The sequence below is a fragment of the Paenibacillus sp. CF095 genome, from assembly GCF_900101225.1.
GTDB lineage: Bacteria > Bacillota > Bacilli > Paenibacillales > Paenibacillaceae > Paenibacillus.
The window spans coordinates 426,629-445,664 of record NZ_FMZN01000001.1 but is presented as its reverse complement, the minus strand read 5'-3'; the positions used below and the strand labels follow the sequence as shown (position 1 = coordinate 445,664).

Sequence of the window (19,036 nt, the reverse complement as noted above, 5' to 3'; positions counted from 1 at the left end):
GTTTAATTGAGATTCAAGCTGTGTAAGGCAAAAAATCAATTACAGCTTAGTGCATTACCCAGATTCCACCAGCCAATACGGAGAGAACCGTGATAAACGTTTGATACACCACATCCATAATGAGATTCCCGATACTGTCTCCATCTGCCTTGCGATTTTTAATCATGACATAAGTATGTGACCAAAGACCACTTAATCCGTATATGTACATCGTTACCAATACACCAACCCAAAAGTTCCCCTGGAACCAGATGGCCATAATCCCCATAACTCCAAGCCCTACCTGGGAAAAACCGTATTTAACCTGAAATGGTCCACCAGGCCATCCTAACATTTTGGCTGTCTGATCCGCTCTGGCAATGTTGACAACATAACCAATCACTCCAACCAATCCAAACGTAACCACAAACTGATGAAGCAGCAATACTCTGCTAATCTCGCTCATTTCTCCGGGAAAACCTAACACATATAGGTGTACTCCCCCTGAAATTAGACCTAACAACCATAGAACCAAAAACCACATGCCTGTCCCACTCCCGCCGTTTGTTATTTGGAATCATTTGTAACTAAATGTACAATCTTGTAGTTAAACACATTATATAATCGCTTTTACATTTGTCAATTAATACATAATTTTCTAGTTTGTCGAAGCTTTTGTCATTTTTCTTCTTCTGTACGCAAACAAGAAAACCATATAGTTCCATTTAACTTGAAAATAATAGGAATTTAGCCCTATTATTACATTAAAAGGTTTGAAACCTGCTTCTTTTCTAACGCTTCAAAAGAACCACAACTCATTTATTTGACATCGGTGATAGTTCAATTATCATCTGTTGGATCATCTACGATTCCAGAACAAAAGCAACTATCCATTAAAATATAATATAAAAGAATTGACATCCGATCTCTTTGTAACTATTATAGTTACAACGGTGGTGATTATCCCATGAGACAAATCAGCAGTCGCTTTTCCATTGCGGTTCATACCCTGTCCCTGATCGCTGTTATGCCCAATGAATGCACCGGAGATGTGATCGCGCAGAGTGTGAATACAAATCCCGTGATTATTCGGCGGATTATGTCCAAGCTGAAACAGGCGGGTCTGATTGACGTCAGACCCGGTGTGGGCGGTGCTTCCTTGTTGAAAGATCCAGCCGACATTACCCTTCTTGATGTATATCGAGCGCTTGAGGTCGTGGAGGATGGGGAATTGTTTAACTTTCACAAACATCCGAATCCGAAATGTCCGGTCGGCAACATGATTGAACACACCTTGCGTGCCGAACTCATTGAGGCTCAGACAGCCATGGAACAGCGCTTGAATCGTGTAACCATACAGCAGATGATGGATCAGATTCATGTCTCTGAATAAAAAAGCTCATTATGAGCTTTTTTTAACCCTTTCGTTGTAATCACACCTGTTATAACATTTTTGATTACATCCATATGCAAACAACAACACATATCCTAGGAGGAAAAGAAAATGAAAATTTTGGTTACTGGCGCAACAGGTCATTTGGGTTCACTGGTTGTAGAGGCATTGTTAAAAACGGATTCTGCCAAAGATGTGGCAGTAAGTGTACGTAATCCGGAAAAAGCTGAAGCACTCCGCACTCAAGGCGTTGACGTGCGTCACGGTGATTTCGATCAACCGGGGACGTTGGAGAAAGCTTTTGCCGGTGTAGACCGTCTGTTGCTCATCTCGACTGATGGTGACAATGAAACGCGTATTCGCCAACATCAGGCTGCCATTGACGCTGCCAAGAGCGCAGACGTGGGTTTCATCGCTTATACAAGCGTTGTGAATGCAGAGAAAAATACCCTTTCCCTGGCGGAAGTTCACCGCGCTACAGAAAAAGCTATTCGCGAATCCGGCATTCCGTATTCCTTCCTGCGCAACAACTGGTACCTGGAAAATGAAGCAGGTAGTGTGCAAGCAGCTACACAAGGCGCACCTTGGGTTCATGCCACCAATGACAGCCAAGTAGGCTGGGCTACCCGCAGTGACTATGCCCATGCTGCAGCAGCTGTACTCGCAAGCGAAGGACACGAGAATACCGTATATGAATTGTCCGGCAAACTACGCACGCAAGCTGAACTGGCTGCCATTGTTGGTGAAGTGCTTGGGCAGGACATCAACGTGCAAAACGTGGACGATGCCGCTTACGCTGACATCATGAAAGGTGCAGGTCTACCGGACTTTGTCGTATCGATGCTTGTTGATATGCAAGGTGCCATCCGTGAAGGCGCATTGGCTGTAGAGAGCGATACTTTAGAGAAATTGCTTGGCCGTCCAGCTCAGCCACTTAGCGAAGGTATTAAAGCAATTGTAGGCAAGTAAGTTTTGGATATGAGAAAGGGACACACCAACAAATGTTGGATGTGTCCCTTTTTTGGTGTAGCTAACAATCAATACAACGATATACCTATTGAACGGATGACCGTACACTCACCCGTTGATTGCGACTGCTGCAATTTGAGATAGGCATTTATGTTGTCCACAACAGTTCCTAACTCTTTGCTCACCAGTCACTGCTCACTGCTCACTGCTCACTGCTCACTGCTCAAGAATATAACGTGCGGGAATGTGATCGGCCAGCCAGATATTTCCGTTTCCATGATAAAACAGGATTCCGTCTGTGGCCGCTTGAGCAGCATTGATTTTCAAAATAACAGGCTGATCATCCCGTCTTCGTCCCACTTGATTGGCCGTATCGATATCTGCGGACAGATGTACATATTGCCTTTGCCGCGGCTGTAAGCCATGTTCCATAATAGAATTCACTGCGCGTGCCGGAGTCCCATGGTACAGGGTTTCCGGTGGCTCAGCAGATAACTTCGATATCTTATGGGGTGTCGAATGTCCATACAATGCCCGGATGCGGCCAGAACGGATTTCATGTCTCTTTTTCTCCGAGGCTTGAATCATCTGCTCCAGATCGGCTTGCGTGACTTCCTTCCACTGCGGACTTTCATGTAAAGCCACCAGCAATTGCGAGATTTCCACCCAACCCTCTTCGTCCAGTTCCAGTTCATACTCCCATGGTGCATGTCGCAGAGCATATGAGAGTTCCTTGCTTAATTTCATCAGATCCATTGCAATCATCCCCCACATCTAACAAAACCGTCTATTTTTGCGATTGAACCGCTGTTAAAATCTCCTGAATGTTACGTTCCAATCCTTCATCGTCTTCCTGATTGAATTGGCGGTGTCCATCAATCCCACGTTGGATAATGGTATTCATCACCGGATGAACCTCACGATCGGAAGCCACCCGAATCAGATCATCGGCAAAATCAACCGCCTGCTGTTCACTGTAATTAAAAGGTTTAATCAGCATCCGAATGCTCAAGGCATGGGCCTGCGGCTCCGCTAGCTGATCCCGATGAGTGATGCCATACACCGCGCCAAAACCAAAAGCAGCCATGACCTGACGCTCCAGTTCTGTCATCTGTTCCAAAGGCGTGCCAATCAGCTCACACATTTTGTCCACCATCTGCTCCAGCTCGTTTGCTGCCGCAGCCAGAATTACGTCATTAATATCGTCAGCGTTGATAAATTCAGTCATATTGGTTTTCTCCATTTCTGCACCGTATTTGATCCATTCTCTCAGACTCTATGAGAACATTGTATCGGAGTTGGGGTGTTCGTTTCAAACCACTCATATGTCGTCGACACTTCTCTTAGTCTTATATTACCCTTATATAAGGGAAGTCGCTTGTGATTCAAAGCGATTTTTGGCGAGCCTGAGCGCCTTGTCCTTTTCACCATGATCCATATAGTACTGAAACAATATCTCTTCATAACGTTCAGCGAGATACTGGGAACCAAGTTCACGATAATAAGGAAGAATTCGCTCTTCTATCATTTCGTAATACGCTTGCTCCTGCCCTTGTAAAATGACAGACTGGAGTTCCAATTCCATATAACTTGCGTCTGAAACAAGTTTAGAATTGCGCAAGGCTTCCAGAGACATATCCAACAGTTTGTTTGCAGGAATGAGGTTCCCTAACCTATTCGATTCTATGTAATTATTGAGTACCATCAGGTATAACGGTTGTTTCTCCGGAATGATATCAAGCGCTCGTCTGTACCAGTAAGCAGCATCCTCATATTGCCTCCGCCGGTTATATTCATAACCCAGGTTGTTCAACAGCTTTGCTTTTCGGTCAGGGAGCCCACAATCATCACTAATCCGAATCAGATTCTCATATCTGCGTTTCGTCTCAGGAAAATCATGATACTCGCGGGAATTGAGCTGTACCAGCATAATGGTTTCAGTGTCAATGATTCGCACCATATTGAGCGTTTTCCGAAAATGCTGGATAGCTTTCTCGGCGTAATAGTACGACGTAATATTCGAATATATCGAGTGATATGCCAGAGACAAATGATAGAAGTACTCATGATTCGTATATTTAGACTGATTAATTGAAGTTAACGTCTGGATGGACTTGCGATAATGTCCTGTAAGGAAATAATAAATCCCCATCACATGGTGATAAAAATAATGTTCATATGAATGCTCCGATTCATCAGGAATCTCAACTTCGGCTATAAGTCTCTCGGCTTCAACGATATTATTCATAAACAAGTAAAATCGGATCTGCAGCAAGTCATAGGATAAACGCAGGTCAGGTATGCCTTTTAACGGTTCCACTTCCAACTTGTCTTTGAGACGAATAGCTTCAGCTGTTCTCTGCATAATAATGGCCTCTTGCCATGAATCCAGAAGATCGTTCATTTGATGATATCTCGCTACTTCTCTTGCCATATCAATACATAGTCGATCACAGAGCATGTCCATAATTTCTTGTGAATACTCTGTCATTCCCCGTTCAATTTTGCTCAGATGTGTGACTGAACAGATCCCTTTCACCAGTTCGCCTTGAGTTCGTCTACTTTTCTCCCGGTAAAATTTAATAATCTTCCCTTCAATCATCACTACACCTCGTTTTAATCCATCATTTTATTCCTAATTATAGGGTTCGAATATGGACTCTGCCAGTTATATATTGGAGTCTGACATACTTGGGAAGAGAATTTCAGGAGCTTAACTAAGTAAAATAACAATAAAATAAGAGGCCCCTCTAATGTTAGAGGAACCTCTTATCCTTGTACTTCTTATTTCAGCAGCGTAAGTAAATTGTGAACCGTTTGGGCCGTTTCGGCACGAGTAGCACTATTTTGGGGTTTGAATTTCCCGCCAGTAGAACCTTTCATTACACCAAGCTCGGAAGCTTTCGCCACAGCTTCTTTTGCCCAAGATGCAATGTCTGCTTCATCCGTATAACCGGCAACAGCCGACTGGGTATCGTTTGATTGGGATTGATATTCGTATGCTCTCATCATGAGCACTGCCATTTCTTCACGTGAAATGGATTGGGTCGGAGCAAACTTATCATTCGCTATTCCCTGAACCAAACCTGCTTGATATGCAGCAGCAACGCTGTCTGCATACCAGGCATCCTTACTCACATCACCAAATGGCAATTCGTTACCTTTCACCTCTAAACCAAGAGTTCTCACGATTAAAGCAGCGAATTCGGCACGAGTCGTTTGACCTTGTGGATCAAACGCAGTCTCTGTTTTGCCTGTCAGCACATGTTTCGCCGAAAGAGACTTGATTGCTTTACTTGCCCAATGCGTTGGTACCACGTCTTCGAAGGATTTATCGTAAACGAACGGTGCATACATGCCCATATCAGACAATTGGGAAGTAACGGTACCCTTCTCTTCATCTACGATCCCACCTGCGTAATCCCATTGATCCGCAGATGAATGTTCATGATACATTCCAATCAGATCGCTGTTTAACGTTCTGTCGTAATGGAGTGTCAGTGAAAAATCTTCAGGAAGCGAGGACAGAGATAATTTCTCACTGGAAACCTGGAGATACAGTTCAACTTCATAAGCAGCACCTGCGGTTGTCCACGTAAGACCTTGTTTCGTTTCTGGTGCTTTCACATCTTGTTTCAATATATCCAAAATGATCTTGCCCCCAGCAGCACCAGAACCTCCTTTGGTCTGCAGTTCTTTCAATACGCTAGATGGAATGGTGAGCGATAATACACCTTGCTGAGAAATTGTGAGTGAATTCGCACCCAACAAATCCCCCGCATTAACAGGCAACTCAATTTTCTTACCAACTGTAATATCCACATTTGCGGTACCGTTTGTCACAGCTTTCAATTCTTTTTCTGTAATGACCTGATTTTGGCTTGGATCTGGGTCTGTGGTTGGTGCAGGTGTTGGGACAGGTGCAGGGGTCGTAGAAGATCCGCCGCCACCGCTATTTCCAGAACCACCCCCATTGTTACCAGAACCACCATTATTCATTTCCTGAATTTTATTGAGGAAGTACCCTAAGTCTTTGTCCCCAATTTGCAAAACAGGCTTCTTGGTAGAATAGTTAGCAGTCATTCCAAAGTTATTTGTAATATAATTCACTTCGGCGTCTCCTACAGAGCCATCCTGGTCAATATCGGCGATCTCATCCGAAGTATGATAATGTTTCGTTACAAGCTCCATGTCATAGATATCGATGACTCCATCCCCATTAATATCTCCTGCATACGTAAAGTCGGACGAATTCATTTGATTGATGCCATAATATTCGCCATCAATCGTCTTGCTCAGAACCACTGCCAGCCTGGAAGGTAAATGACCCGGAACTCGTGTGTAGATGGTCGTCATTTCTCCTGTTGCCGGAATCCCATCGATCAGGAACTCACCATAATTTTGCACAGTCCCCTCATATTTCTCACCGGAAGCCGTCTCGGCATAAACTTCAATGCCCATTGCCGAATAGTCATTTTCAAAATCCAGATACTCTCCATCGACCATAAAAGCTTCCGGACGTACAAAACCATATGTTCTTGAGGATTTGGAGATCACTTCATAACTGTCTGTGTTAAACGCGGTTAATGCCAATTTCTCTTCGTTCTCTTTCATGCCAACTGTCGTGTATTTCACTTCAAGAAATGGTACGTCGCTTTTCTTAAAATAGAATTCATCCTTCGGTACATCAAAGACAACATGGAACAAATCAAGATCCCCTGTGATTCCTTCAAAGGACCCACCTGAGATGGATGCCTCAAAGCTGAGTTCTCTTTGGTCCACTACAGGTTCACTGATTTTCACTTCAGCACCTGTGTCATCCAGTAATGCCTGTAGCTCAGGCGTTGGTTCAATCCGGTTAAATTGTTTGTAGTCATACATTGATTCCAGGATAAACGAAATACCGTTTAACTTCTCCACATTGTTCAATTGAATGGTCTGGGTAATGGTATCTCCTTTACGCACTTCGTCTTTGTCATATTTGCTGGTCACATAAGGTTTGCCTTCGGAGATAAACCCATAGCGATGGTCCTTAACGGCATTTGCCGCTGTACCCACATCCAATCCAAAGAGTCGAAGTTCGTAACCATTATCATATTCTTCTTTGGTAATACCAAAAGATATATTTCCTTCTTTGGAAACAGGCAAATCACCGGAATAGAAGGGACTGCCATTCTCGTAGAAAATGACACGATTGGAAGATTGATCATAAGCCGTGATCCCATTATCAACAAAGGTTTGGATGGTTGAATCGATAGCTGTGCCATCATACCAGACGCCCTGTCCACCTTCCCTTTCCGTCAGCATACTATCATTGAGTTCGTGTACACCAGGCTCAATACCCAAATCAATCTCGGGGGCTGTATTATCCACAACTACCAATCTTTCGGATGAATACTGCTTGGCGTCCGAATCTGTCCCGATGAATTCAAGTGTGTAGTTGCCCTCAGGGACAAATCGTGCAACGTTGGAGATTTCCCCGTTTTCAATTGGAAATGCATAACCTCTAAACACATTCAGGATCAGATATTCCACTCCCGGAAGCATGGACTGCGAATTCAAGGTACCTACAAACCCGATTTCCTCGCCAGTTTCGTGATCCTTCAGCAATACATCCACAGAATCGATGGGACTGCCCAATTGAATAGCACTCAGTGTAATACGATTCAGGAACTGGTGGAATGGGGTATCGTTTGTGATGGATGGTGGAATCAATTCCACGGAATTAATACCCTTTTCGCTAATACGGATGGAGAATGGGATCTGAATATGATCCACCGGATTTTCCGTATCCAGATATACATATCCTTCATATCGACCACTTGGCGTGTCCTGTGGTATATCCACTGAAACAGTCATCTCTTCCGTACTTCCGCCACTTACAGTAATGGATTCTGGAAGATGAACATTTAAGTTCATATCGTTTAACAGCTTCATGGAAGTGTTATACGTTTTGGCACCGTCCCCTTTATTCTCGATCTTAACTGTTCGGCTGTCAGATACGATTCCCTGGTCGTTTTCTTCCAAATATGCACTATCAAATACGATGGAACCTGTAATTTCATCAATAAGGATGGATTCGTCATTCGAGAAGTGAATCGTTTTATCCTGAACTTTGGCAAATACAGATGTGTGGACTGCCCGGTACGGATCTACTCGGCCTGCACCTACTTCATATACGGAATAATTCCCGTTCAGATCAACAGCTGTATTCATAAGAGCAGTCTTCACATCAAAAGGTGTATATTCTTCATGTGCCTGAAGCATAAGTGCAGCAATACCTGCCATATGCGGGGTTGCCATGGAAGTACCCGAAATTCGTGCATAGGCAATATTATAATTCTCACCCGTATGATCATTCACAAATACAGGATAGGTTGAAAAAACAGCTACGCCCGGTGCAACGATATCGGGTTTAATATCATCATTCACGGCGGCTGGGCCTCGGGAACTGAAATCGGCCAGTTTATTCCCTTCCGTAACGGTTTGGCCTGCTGCGCCAAAGGTGACCGTCACACCGTTCAACTCTTTTAGTTTTTCTCCAAGCTCTCTCATCATTTGGAATGTAGGAATATACCCGTTCATTTCACCCAGATAATTAGGGATTGTTCCTTCAACATTGTTATAAATGATTGCTGCTGCCGCCCCTGCTTTTCTTGCGTTGACAATCTTGGCATCGAGTGCAATATCTCCCCGAGCGATTAGGGCCACTTTGCCTTGTACATCAATACCTTCAAAATCAAAAGCATTACCAAGCCCTGCATAAACAAGTTCGTAGGTTTTGCCTTCAAGCGTGGTCAGATCGTCAGCAAAATCTTTACCAAACAGTGGTAACACCTCAGTAAACGTTGAAGCAGGTGCTTCTTTTGTTGGCACTTCTTCTCCTGCTACAGGTGTTTCTTCTGTTGCTGGTGGTGCTTCTACTTCTGCATCAGGTTCATCTTCTGCTACTAGTGGAGTTTCTACATCTGCTGCTGGTGTCTCTTCTTCTGTTGCCGATGCTTCTACATCTGCTGCAGATGGTTCTTCTGCTGTTGGTGGAGTTTCTTCATCCACTATAGGTGTTTCTTTTTCCTCTGCCGATGCCTCTTCTTCTACTGCAGATGTTTCCTCACCCCGAATAGGTTCTTCTTCAATTACAGGTGTTTCCTCTGTCTCTCCCGCACCTGGATTGTTATACACATCCAGAGTCACAGTAGCCGTAGGAAGAGTTAACGGAACATCGGAAGCACCAATCGTAATGGCCAGCGCGCTCGCTCCCGGTGTACCTAACGTACCTTCATTTGGTCCATCATTACCTGCCGCAACCATACTCACCACGCCTTGTAGCATCGCATTATTCAGTGCAATTGAAGAAGGATCCAGCGGATCATTCGTGGCGGCCCCTAAGGATAGATTGATAACATCAAGTTCATCTTCAATAGCCTTGTCAATTCCGGCAATAATGCCACTCATCTCACCACTTCCACCAGGGCCAAGTACACGGTACACATATAAGTCTACGTCTGGAGCGACACCTTTTACAGCATGCCCCACATCATTTTTGGCCTGCCCAGCGATGGTTCCCGATACGTGTGTTCCATGGGAAGTATAATAATCTTCTGCTAATACACCTTGCTCCTTATAGCCCGAATTCTCCCAATCTTTATAGGTCGTCTCCATCGGGTCTGCATCGTTATCAACAAAGTCCCATCCTTTAACTGTCGTTGGATCTACTTGCTTTGGATCCTCACCCGCATGAGCGCGATACCCTTTATACGCCCCTGTTAAATCCGGATGATTATAATCAATTCCGGTGTCCAGTACACCCACTTTGATTCCCTTACCAGTGATACCCTCTTCATGAAGTTTGTCGATTCCGAGATATGGCACACTATCAGCCATTCGAGGTTGTATTCCGGATGCAGATGCAAATTCACTTGATGTGTCTGTTTCTGGCAGATCAAGTACCACTTCCTGGTCAGCCCATACTTTTTTCACAACTCCGGATTTCATCAGATCTTCTACGGCTACGCCAGGGACTGTTAACGCAACACCATTTAGTGCGGTTTCATACTCCTGAGTGATTTGGATCGAGGCAGCATCATAAGATAGCCCTCTCTTCTGCTGCAAAGACTTAATGTGCTGCTTGAATTGCTGATGATTTTGTTTTACTCTGCTTGCGGCCGTAAGCTCTGACAACTTCTCATTTTTTAGTCCAGCCCGTTTCAAGGCAACGGCAGCGGGTTCGCTATTGAATTGGATGATCACTTTGACCAAATCTTTACTTTTGGTATTCACCTTGGAGTCGATCACTTCACCATCCATGACTTGAAGCTGATTCAAAGCTTGTCTTTCTTCTGGCGTGAGTGATTGTAGAATGGACTTAGCGCTTTCACTCTGCTGTAGAGGACCATAGGAAGGTGCTGCGTAAGCAGGCAAGGAGAACATGGAAGACAACATGACTCCTGCTGCTACTAAACCGGATAACCATCGGGTTGATTTTCGTTTCATTTCATACCTCCTGCGATTTACGATCAGATTAGGCTTATCGTATTCCGCAGCGTAGGGGATGTAAATTGGGGTAATTGAGTATGTTAATAGATGAATCAGTCTGTTACCCTTCGGAAAAATTTACATATAAATAGACCGAATTATCTAATTTAGTGACTTTATTTAACGAATTCAGGATTCTATTCTTTTATTCACAACTGAATTTGATAAACAAGTTTCTTTAGACCTAAAATCACTTTCGAAAATGAAGAGTTTTTTCAAAAATAAATTACTTTTTTTGTTATTTTTCTATTGGATTCAATTAAATATCTGTTAAAAAACGCGAAAAAAACTTACACTATTGTTCTAAACAGAACGAGACATGTGAGCTTTTTTAACGTATATCTCGAATGGATGGCATTGGTAAACGATGATGTATTCTATAAGCTATAAAAGAAAACAAGCCAGTCCACCCCATATGTGAGGGTAAGAACTGGCTTGTTTATGTTTACACCTATTTAACGGCTATGTTTCATTGAAACGTCTCTACTTTATGAACATAGGTTATGACTGCTTACGCCGTCTCATGTTGCTTTTTCGACTCCACTTCATAGACCTGCGTATGTTCATTCTCGGCCAAAGACCATTCCACTGTACCTGGTTTGCGCACTTTCCATACCCAGGCTTGAACTCGCAGCGAGCTTCTGACCCATGCTAAAGAGGCACAGCGTTTCTCAGACCGAACCGTCAACCCCCAATGAATAACACGAGCAAGCCAAGGATTCACATACTCATTATGTGAGCGAACAGATGGCAATTCATCCTGGAACAACCGCTGTTTCACGTCCATAGGGGGTTGCCCGCATGTCCAATAATGGAGCAGAGCTGCCAAACTATAGATGTCCGACATCGGTCCCTGACTGGATTTCTCCGAATAAAACTCCAGCGGAGAATAACCTGCCGATGTAAATATCACCTGTTTCTCTCCGGATTGCATTGGCCAACGGGTAGCTGAGCCAAAGTCCAGAAGTTTGGGTGTACCATCCTCCATAACCATAATGTTGGAAGGTTTCACATCCCGGTGAAGAATGCCTTGCTTATGTATGTAATCCAATGTATCCACCAGTGGAAGCAGCGTCTCCGTTATGAAGGCAGCATCAAGAGCATGATTATGTTCATTCAAATACTCGGTCAATGTGATTCCCGTGCAGTATTCCATCACCAGATACCCCGTATCATTCGCTTCAAAATGATCCAAATACGAAACAATATGAGGATGATCCAGTTTTGATAACAATTCACCTTCGAGCAGAAATGCAGCCAGTAACTCCTGATATTGCCCACCGTATCCTCGCGAAGAGCAGAACACCCCTCGCTTGTCTGCCTGACGTTCAGCCAGTCTCTGTGGGAAAAATTCCTTAATGGCTACCTTGGCACCTGTGTTACGATCTCGCCCTGCATATACAATAGCCAACTCACTGCTGGCTAATACCTGTCTTATTTGATATGTATCATTTATAATTACATTGCGTTGCAATGCCATTTTGCAATTGTCTTTTCTCATAACCAGACCTCTTTTCAACCTTGTCAATCGGAAGACTTTCCGCGTAAATGCATCATTTGGTTCAACCAGTAAGCAATTCATCGCCAACTATACATATAAACCAAATGATGCAATTTGAAACACCTTCACGCGAAATATTTAAATATAAATGATATCAAGCCTTCTACGATCCACTGCTAATCCCTATCCACACTATTCTATAGAAGAAAAGCATTCTCTTATATAGAGTATCGACAGATGGATGTAATTACTTTATTAAACTGGAGAAAAACATTTTTCATCCTTCATTTGCAGCTTTTATTAATAATTATTCTGTAAAAAACGCCCGATTTCCTCGTTCATCTGAACCAATACGTCCTGTGAAGGGAAATGTCCTGTATCATACTTGATGGCTTTTACATTCGTAATAATCTTTTGAGCTCGCTCAATACACTTATCCGCAGGGAAAAAGACATCCTTCTCCCCTACCAATAACAAGGTCGGTGACGTATAATTCATCAGTTCTTCCCGCTCCGTGAGCTTGGGCAGATCCTGATCTATGCTGACGTATTTAAAAAGTTTGCCGATAATGTTTTTATCCATTTCTTTCATGCAGTTGCACGACATGTTGTCCGTAATTTTTTGCAAAGAAGATGGTGAAGACGTCATACGATACTTGACGAGCGGCAGCGTGATATCCTGAGCTGTTTTAATTTTGGAGTTGACCGCAAGACCAGCAGGAGCAACCAATACGGCACACGAGATGCGTTCCGGAATATAGGTAGCCAATCTGAGAATAATGCCTCCTCCAAACGATGGACCGATAAATGCACTCTTTTCAATATCATAGTGATCCAGCAGATCCGACACCCATAAAGCCAAGCTATCAAACCGTGTGGAGATACTCGCTTCCTCACTATAACCAGGATGACCAATCGTATCAGGAGCAATAATCCGGTATTCTTTAAATAAAGAAGAGAACCATGACAACGTCATCGGATTCACACAATTACCGCCTTGGAGAATAAATAACGGCTTGCCATCTAGAGGACCCGTCAGTAAAACATGCGTCTTTCCAAAACGCGTCTCTACATACTCCCGCGTAAATTCCTCACCCAACTCGTTCAAATAAATCTCATACTCTTCAAGGATGCTGCTCTTGCCTTCTTCACTTCTATAAATGGAACTCATGTCTGCCTCCTGCAATATATACTCAAATAACTCATTCTAGTGAATGGACTTGCTAATCAATGGACCAAAAAGATAAAGAGGGCCTGCAGATGACAGGCTCCTCCATATGTTTAACTAATCATATTCAGATGATTATAGAGCGGAAACTGGAAATTGTAAATAACGATTCTAATAGACCAAAAATAAAGGAGGCATCCTTTGGTTAAATCAATTTTATAACTCACTAAAAATGGATTTTTGTGACTAGATATAGACAAATTAAACCGCTTTGATCTATATCTAGCCTTGAGTGAAGTAGCTACAGGTATTATGAAATTGATACGGATAAATACTTACTTCCGGCCGTAATCCGCCTTAATTTCGCCCCACTGTTTGGTCTGCCATTTTAGCACTTTATTGCTGTACGTATTTGTCTGGAGCCACTGCTCCGCACGATCGATCATCAGCCAGATTTCTTCCGTGGAGTTGTCTCTTGGTAACGTTGTGGCTACTTTTTTCTGCTTTAGCCATTTCATGGCATTGACCGAGTCGGTATACACCGTTTTCGTACTTCCTTCTTTTTTCAGATGTGCAAGGGCATGTACAATGGCCAAAAATTCACCCAGATTGTTCGTTCCTTTGGAGATCGGTCCAACAGAGAAAATAATCTCACCGGTGCGGGTGTCTACCCCTTTGTATTCTACAGGTCCGGGGTTACCGCGTGTCCCCACATCAACAGAGATACTGTCATAATCCACTTCTTCCGACGTTTCCATGCCTGCGCTTCTTCCGCTACCAGCCGACTTGGTCTTCGACGTTCCGCCGGCACTTGAACCCCAGTTCCCTTTCCATCCGGCACGATACGCTTCTTCTGCGGCCGCTTTAGACTCATAAGATTTATATTTAGCTCCGGTATACTGATCCGTCTGCGCTTTGCATTCTGCCCATGTGCTATATACGCCTGGCTTCTTACCTTCCCAGACAACATAGTATTTCTGTTTTACCACTTTGACCCGCTCCTTTGTTTAACTTCATCAATACCCTATTGTAAACGATTGGGAGGGGTGAATGAAAGTTAAGTTGTTCGTCCAAGCTAAGGAATACGACACATGATTTGGTATAGAAAGGAATACAACCAATGGACTGGATATGGAAATCCATCTTGCTTGTACTGATTGGCATGATTCTGCTACGGATTGCTGGACGTAAATCCATCTCGCAAATGAGTGTAGCCACGACAGTCATTATTATCTCGATCGGAACAACGATCGTGCAGCCAATTGCGAATCATGAGTTAGGCAAAGCGATCGGGTCAGCGGCGGTATTTATCCTCATGCTTCTGATCGTTGAACAATTACAGTTGAAGTTTAATTGGTTTGAAACAATGATGAGCGGAAAATCCAAGGTTATCGTGGAAGATGGGAAGTTGAATCTACCGAATTTGAAACATATTCGCTTTTCCGTGGACCAATTGGAGATGCAGTTGCGGGAAAAAGGGATTACAAGTATTACCGATCTGGAAACGGCCACGATGGAACCAAACGGGCAACTCGGTTATGTGCTCAAACGGCACGCGCGCCCAGTAACCATAGGCGATTTGGAAGCACTCCTGAAGCAAGGTACGTGGCCCACAGAATCCAAAAGACTGTTCCAGGAGGTCATCCAGGATGGACACTCTCGTCCGCTGGACTCCACGCTTGAATAGCTACTGCCTGTCCCTCGCCGCAAAAGAAAAAGGAAGCCTGTATATCTTCGGGTGAAGATATACAGGCTTCCTTTTTCAGTTTCTGCGTGAATTAATCCCCTCCCTCGTACCACAGCTCCAGCGGCAGACCGACCAGAGACTTGCCAATCCACTCTCTGGCGATGTTGTTGGAGGGCCCCATGGCAATGCCTGCACGCGCGTCACGGAAGAGACGTTCAAACACGCCTTTTTTATAACCATAACCTCCGGTAACATCCAGTGCTGCTTTGGTCGCTTTATTCGCGACTTCGGCAGCATGAATTTTGAATTCAACCAGCGGCAGGAACAGCTCAACTTGCGGTTTCCCCTGTGCCTGAAGTTCGTCCAGCTGCCGCGCAAGTGATAACTGCCAAGGCTTCAAGCTGGAGATTAGCACCTTCACTTCAGCCAACTGCTGGCGGATGATCTGGTAATCGGCTAAGCGCTTGTTAAAATCCCGATGAACCATGCCCTTCACATATTCGGATGCAGCCTCAAGCGCAGCCTCGGCAACTCCAAGCCAAGTTGAGCCAAGGCCGATTAAATATACGGGGGATACACCACTCTCCAGGATTTCGCGACCCTGCCCCTCGCTTCCAAGCTTATCCTGAGCTGCAATTCGAACGCCTTCATATTTAATGGGTCCGCTATGGTTACCACGAACACCGAGCGCATCCCACACGCCGGACGTAATGCCTTCCAATTGTCCATCGACAAGGAAGAAGCTCACATCTGTCGGGGTTTGTGCTCCTGGCGTGCGAGTCTGGGTCACATAAAAATCAGCCTGTCCCGAGCTTGTCGTGAACGACTTTTCGGCATTCAGAATATAATCCTCGCCGTCTCGGGAAGCCTCGCTGAAATTAAACCACCAGTGACCTCCCGAAGCACGCTCACTTGTGGAATACGTACCAATAGCGCCATTACGTACCGGCTTCAGCCAGCGCTCCTTCTGATCCTCATCTCCGTAGAGAGCTATCGTCTGAACGGCTCCAACATGCATGACATACACCAGTGAAGTCGAAGGGCATCCCTTGGCAATTTCTTCTGCCGCAATCGCAAAGGCAACATGATCCAATCCCCGTCCACCGAAGCGCTCGGGAATCAGCACCCCATTCCATCCAGCCTCAGCAAGGGCGGACAGATTCTCACGCGGGAAACGGCCCTCACGGTCGATCAGCTCAGCACGTGGTTTAATGATTTCGTCGACAATCCCCCGAATTTCAACTCTCAATTGCTCATAGTCTGGCTGGGTGTGAATGGTGTTTGCTTGAATACTCATTGCATCAACTCTCCTCTGATTAGAATAGGGATACATCCCTCAATAACAGTGATACAGATATGCCAATCCATTCCTTCTATTGAAGATCGATCGTTTGATCAGGAAGTTGCTACCCGGTTTAGTGCAGCCTCCTTCTCTCTAACCAGCGGGATTACCTTCTCACCGAAAGCCCGAATATCCTCATCGTAATGAAGAAAGCCAGTAAGAATGAGATTTACTCCAACCTTTTTCAACGCAATGATGCGGTCTGCCACCTGCTCCGGGGTACCAATCAAACCGGTTTTGAACCCGTCATTATATTGCACCAGGTCGTCGAAATTGGAATTCGCCCACATTCCCTCCTGTTCAGGTGAAGCTTTGCCTGCAAATTGAACCTGACTGCGGAAGCCCTCCACGGCCTCGGGGTCAGCATGCAGAATAATCTGGCGCAGTACTTCCAATGCTTCTTCTTCCGTATCCCTCACGATGACAAAAGCATTTACTCCGAATTGCAGCTTGCGGTTGTAGGACGCAGCCCGCCCAGTCACATCCTCAATCTGGGTACGGAAGCCTTCGATGTTATTCCCGTTCATGAAATACCAATCCGAGACTCGTGCAGCCATGTCGCGTGCAGCCGCCGAATTCCCTCCCTGGAACACAGGTGGAAGTGCAACCGGTTTGGGTTTGTGTGGCGCTTCATGAATACGGTAAAAGTCTCCCTGGTGATTGGCTTCTTCTTGCGTCCACAGCTCCTTTATGACACGGATGAACTCTTCCGAGCGACGATAACGCTCGTTATGGTCCAGCCACGGTTCTCCAAATCCATGAAACTCTCCCTTGAACCAGCCGCTGACAATATTTACGGCAGCTCGTCCCTTGCTGATATGATCAATCGTCGTGATCGCTTTCGCTACTGGACCGGGATGCCATAATCCAGGCAATATGGCTGCTATCAGTTTCAAGCGATCTGTAACCACAGCCAGTGCGGAGGCAAGAGCAATGGCTTCCAGTTGATTTTCAGCCCCGTAGCTGGCCATAAATCTGGTTTGTAATAACGCATAATCAAAGCCCACATCTTCTGCGATCTTGGCATACCTCGCGTTATCCTCAAATGACCAGCCTGTTTTTTGCGGGATGCTGGAGATAACCAGACCACCACTTACATTAGGAACCCAATACGCAAATTGCATGGACATGTTGAATCACCTCTTCAATGGAATGATTTATAGGCAAGGGCTAAGGCCCTCTCTACCGGAGTGGAATGCAACAAAAAAGACACCTACAACCTATAAGTTTGAGGTGCCTTTAGTTCGTCTAATCGGCCAGAATGTATGATGTTTTTAATGGAGAGATCGTAAAAAGCAGACCCTATCATTTGGAAGCCGCAGGCGCTTTTACCACATGATCAGGAATGTTATTATTGGCGATGATCTCGCCAAAAGGGCTAATAAACGAGCGCTCGCCATTATCGCCATATTGTGCATAATTGAGCTTAGGAAACAACAGCTCAGCTGTACGGTAGGCTTCTTCCAGATGCGGGTACCCCGACATAATGAAGGTCTCAATTCCTAGTGCCTCGTACTCCCTAATTCTCGCTGCAACCTGGTCAGGATCACCTACAAGCGCTGTACCGGCACCCCCTCTGACCAGTCCAATGCCTGCCCACAGATTTGGGCTGATCTCCAGATTGGAACGATCCCCATTATGCAGTCTGGCCATTCGCTGTTGACCGACGGAATCCATGCGAGCGTAGATCTTCTGGGCAGAAGCAATCGTCTCTTCATCCAGATGAGCGATCAGGTCATTCGCGGCCTGCCAGGCCTCCTCTTCGGTTGGACGAACGATTACATGAAGTCGGATGCCGAAGCGCAGACTTCTTCCCTTTCTGGCAGCAAGCTCTCGCATTCGGTTGATCTTGGCCTCTACCTGGTCAGGTGGCTCACCCCACGTCAGGTATACGTCTACATGCTCGGCAGCCACCTCCATGGCAGCTTCAGAGGAGCCTCCAAAATAAAGTGGAGGATAAGGCTTCTGAATGGTCGGATACAGAACCGATCCACCGTTGACCTTTAAATATTTGCCCTCAAAATCGACTTCTTCGCCCGCCAGCTCCTTGCGCCATATGGTTAGAAATTCATCCGTCAATGCATAACGTTCATCATGATCCAGGAACACCCCGTCTCCCTCAAGCTCGATCGGATCCCCTCCGGCTACAACATTGATCAAAAGTCTTCCTTTGGAGAAGCGATCCAGTGTACTCGCCATTCGTGCCGCCGTGGTCGGAAGCATCAGACCCGGACGTGCAGCGACCAGAAACTTCAGCTTGTCCGTTACCGACACCAGCGAGGAAGCAACGACCCAGGCGTCTTCACATGATTTTCCCGTAGGTAGCAGCGCACCGGCAAACCCAAGCTCATCTGCAGCTTGCGCAACCTGCTTGCAATAATGATAGGTCACTGCCCTGGCACCTTCTCGGGTGCCCAGAAATCTTCCATCCCCATGTGTCGGGATAAACCAAAACAATTCCAT

General features: G+C 45.2%; 14 protein-coding genes. 3 read left to right on the top strand and 11 right to left on the bottom strand.

The window, feature by feature from the left end:
• Positions 1-46: 46 nt before the first annotated feature.
• On the bottom strand, positions 47-523 hold the full coding sequence (locus BLS69_RS01990) for a DUF6790 family protein (RefSeq protein ID WP_026080959.1): 477 nt from the start codon (positions 521-523) through the stop codon (positions 47-49).
• A gap of 423 nt (positions 524-946) precedes the next feature.
• On the opposite strand from BLS69_RS01990, the gene BLS69_RS01985 reads away from it, so the two are divergent.
• On the top strand, positions 947-1,372 hold the full coding sequence (locus tag BLS69_RS01985) for an Rrf2 family transcriptional regulator (protein ID WP_036668516.1): 426 nt from the start codon (positions 947-949) through the stop codon (positions 1,370-1,372).
• Positions 1,373-1,483: 111 nt separating this feature from the next.
• Positions 1,484-2,341 carry an SDR family oxidoreductase gene (locus tag BLS69_RS01980; RefSeq protein ID WP_091028288.1) on the top strand — a complete coding sequence of 286 codons (858 nt, stop codon included), beginning with the start codon at positions 1,484-1,486 and terminating at the stop codon, positions 2,339-2,341.
• A gap of 216 nt (positions 2,342-2,557) precedes the next feature.
• Here BLS69_RS01980 and BLS69_RS01975 read toward each other — a convergent pair whose 3' ends face one another.
• The 7 genes from BLS69_RS01975 to rnhA form a co-directional block, all read right to left on the bottom strand.
• Positions 2,558-3,097, bottom strand: a complete 540-nt coding sequence (locus BLS69_RS01975) for an RNA 2'-phosphotransferase (RefSeq protein WP_091028285.1) — start codon at positions 3,095-3,097, stop codon at positions 2,558-2,560.
• 31 nt (positions 3,098-3,128) lie between these two features.
• The gene (gene imm48, locus BLS69_RS01970) at positions 3,129-3,569 is read right to left on the bottom strand and encodes an Imm48 family immunity protein (protein WP_091028283.1); all 441 of its coding nucleotides are present in this window, start codon (positions 3,567-3,569) and stop codon (positions 3,129-3,131) included.
• Positions 3,570-3,701: 132 nt separating this feature from the next.
• On the bottom strand, positions 3,702-4,943 hold the full coding sequence (locus BLS69_RS01965) for a helix-turn-helix domain-containing protein (protein ID WP_091028279.1): 1,242 nt from the start codon (positions 4,941-4,943) through the stop codon (positions 3,702-3,704).
• Positions 4,944-5,125: 182 nt separating this feature from the next.
• A complete protein-coding gene (locus BLS69_RS32835; protein WP_091028277.1) occupies positions 5,126-10,834 on the bottom strand; it encodes a S8 family serine peptidase in 5,709 nt (1,902 codons plus the stop codon).
• Between the two features lie 553 nt (positions 10,835-11,387).
• Positions 11,388-12,377, bottom strand: coding sequence for a serine/threonine protein kinase (locus tag BLS69_RS01955; RefSeq protein WP_091028275.1), 990 nt, complete (start codon positions 12,375-12,377; stop codon positions 11,388-11,390).
• 300 nt (positions 12,378-12,677) lie between these two features.
• A complete protein-coding gene (locus BLS69_RS01950) occupies positions 12,678-13,547 on the bottom strand; it encodes an alpha/beta fold hydrolase (protein ID WP_091028272.1) in 870 nt (289 codons plus the stop codon).
• Positions 13,548-13,879: 332 nt separating this feature from the next.
• Complete coding sequence (gene rnhA / locus BLS69_RS01945) at positions 13,880-14,533, bottom strand: ribonuclease H (RefSeq protein ID WP_091028269.1); 654 nt, start codon at positions 14,531-14,533, stop codon at positions 13,880-13,882.
• Positions 14,534-14,664: 131 nt separating this feature from the next.
• On the opposite strand from rnhA, the gene BLS69_RS01940 reads away from it, so the two are divergent.
• The gene (locus BLS69_RS01940; RefSeq protein WP_091028266.1) at positions 14,665-15,231 is read left to right on the top strand and encodes a DUF421 domain-containing protein; all 567 of its coding nucleotides are present in this window, start codon (positions 14,665-14,667) and stop codon (positions 15,229-15,231) included.
• Positions 15,232-15,322: 91 nt separating this feature from the next.
• Here BLS69_RS01940 and BLS69_RS01935 read toward each other — a convergent pair whose 3' ends face one another.
• The 3 genes from BLS69_RS01935 to ssuD form a co-directional block, all read right to left on the bottom strand.
• Positions 15,323-16,528: an acyl-CoA dehydrogenase family protein gene (locus BLS69_RS01935; RefSeq protein WP_091028262.1), complete on the bottom strand. Its 1,206-nt coding sequence runs from the start codon at positions 16,526-16,528 to the stop codon at positions 15,323-15,325.
• A gap of 98 nt (positions 16,529-16,626) precedes the next feature.
• Positions 16,627-17,703, bottom strand: a complete 1,077-nt coding sequence (sfnG, locus tag BLS69_RS01930) for a dimethylsulfone monooxygenase SfnG (RefSeq protein ID WP_091028260.1) — start codon at positions 17,701-17,703, stop codon at positions 16,627-16,629.
• Between the two features lie 175 nt (positions 17,704-17,878).
• A complete protein-coding gene (ssuD, locus tag BLS69_RS01925) occupies positions 17,879-19,036 on the bottom strand; it encodes an FMNH2-dependent alkanesulfonate monooxygenase (protein WP_091028258.1) in 1,158 nt (385 codons plus the stop codon).

Bases quoted from the DNA above. Each gene is read 5' to 3' on its own strand.
- BLS69_RS01990 (WP_026080959.1), bottom strand. From the start codon at position 523: ATGTGGTTTTTGGTTCTATGGTTGTTAGGTCTAATTTCAGGGGGAGTA.
- BLS69_RS01985 (WP_036668516.1), top strand. From the start codon at position 947: ATGAGACAAATCAGCAGTCGCTTTTCCATTGCGGTTCATACCCTGTCC.
- BLS69_RS01980 (WP_091028288.1), top strand. From the start codon at position 1,484: ATGAAAATTTTGGTTACTGGCGCAACAGGTCATTTGGGTTCACTGGTT.
- BLS69_RS01975 (WP_091028285.1), bottom strand. From the start codon at position 3,097: ATGGATCTGATGAAATTAAGCAAGGAACTCTCATATGCTCTGCGACAT.
- imm48 (WP_091028283.1), bottom strand. From the start codon at position 3,569: ATGACTGAATTTATCAACGCTGACGATATTAATGACGTAATTCTGGCT.
- BLS69_RS01965 (WP_091028279.1), bottom strand. From the start codon at position 4,943: ATGATTGAAGGGAAGATTATTAAATTTTACCGGGAGAAAAGTAGACGA.
- BLS69_RS32835 (WP_091028277.1), bottom strand. From the start codon at position 10,834: ATGAAACGAAAATCAACCCGATGGTTATCCGGTTTAGTAGCAGCAGGA.
- BLS69_RS01955 (WP_091028275.1), bottom strand. From the start codon at position 12,377: ATGAGAAAAGACAATTGCAAAATGGCATTGCAACGCAATGTAATTATA.
- BLS69_RS01950 (WP_091028272.1), bottom strand. From the start codon at position 13,547: ATGAGTTCCATTTATAGAAGTGAAGAAGGCAAGAGCAGCATCCTTGAA.
- BLS69_RS01940 (WP_091028266.1), top strand. From the start codon at position 14,665: ATGGACTGGATATGGAAATCCATCTTGCTTGTACTGATTGGCATGATT.
- BLS69_RS01935 (WP_091028262.1), bottom strand. From the start codon at position 16,528: ATGAGTATTCAAGCAAACACCATTCACACCCAGCCAGACTATGAGCAA.
- sfnG (WP_091028260.1), bottom strand. From the start codon at position 17,703: ATGTCCATGCAATTTGCGTATTGGGTTCCTAATGTAAGTGGTGGTCTG.
- ssuD (WP_091028258.1), bottom strand. From the start codon at position 19,036: ATGGAATTGTTTTGGTTTATCCCGACACATGGGGATGGAAGATTTCTG.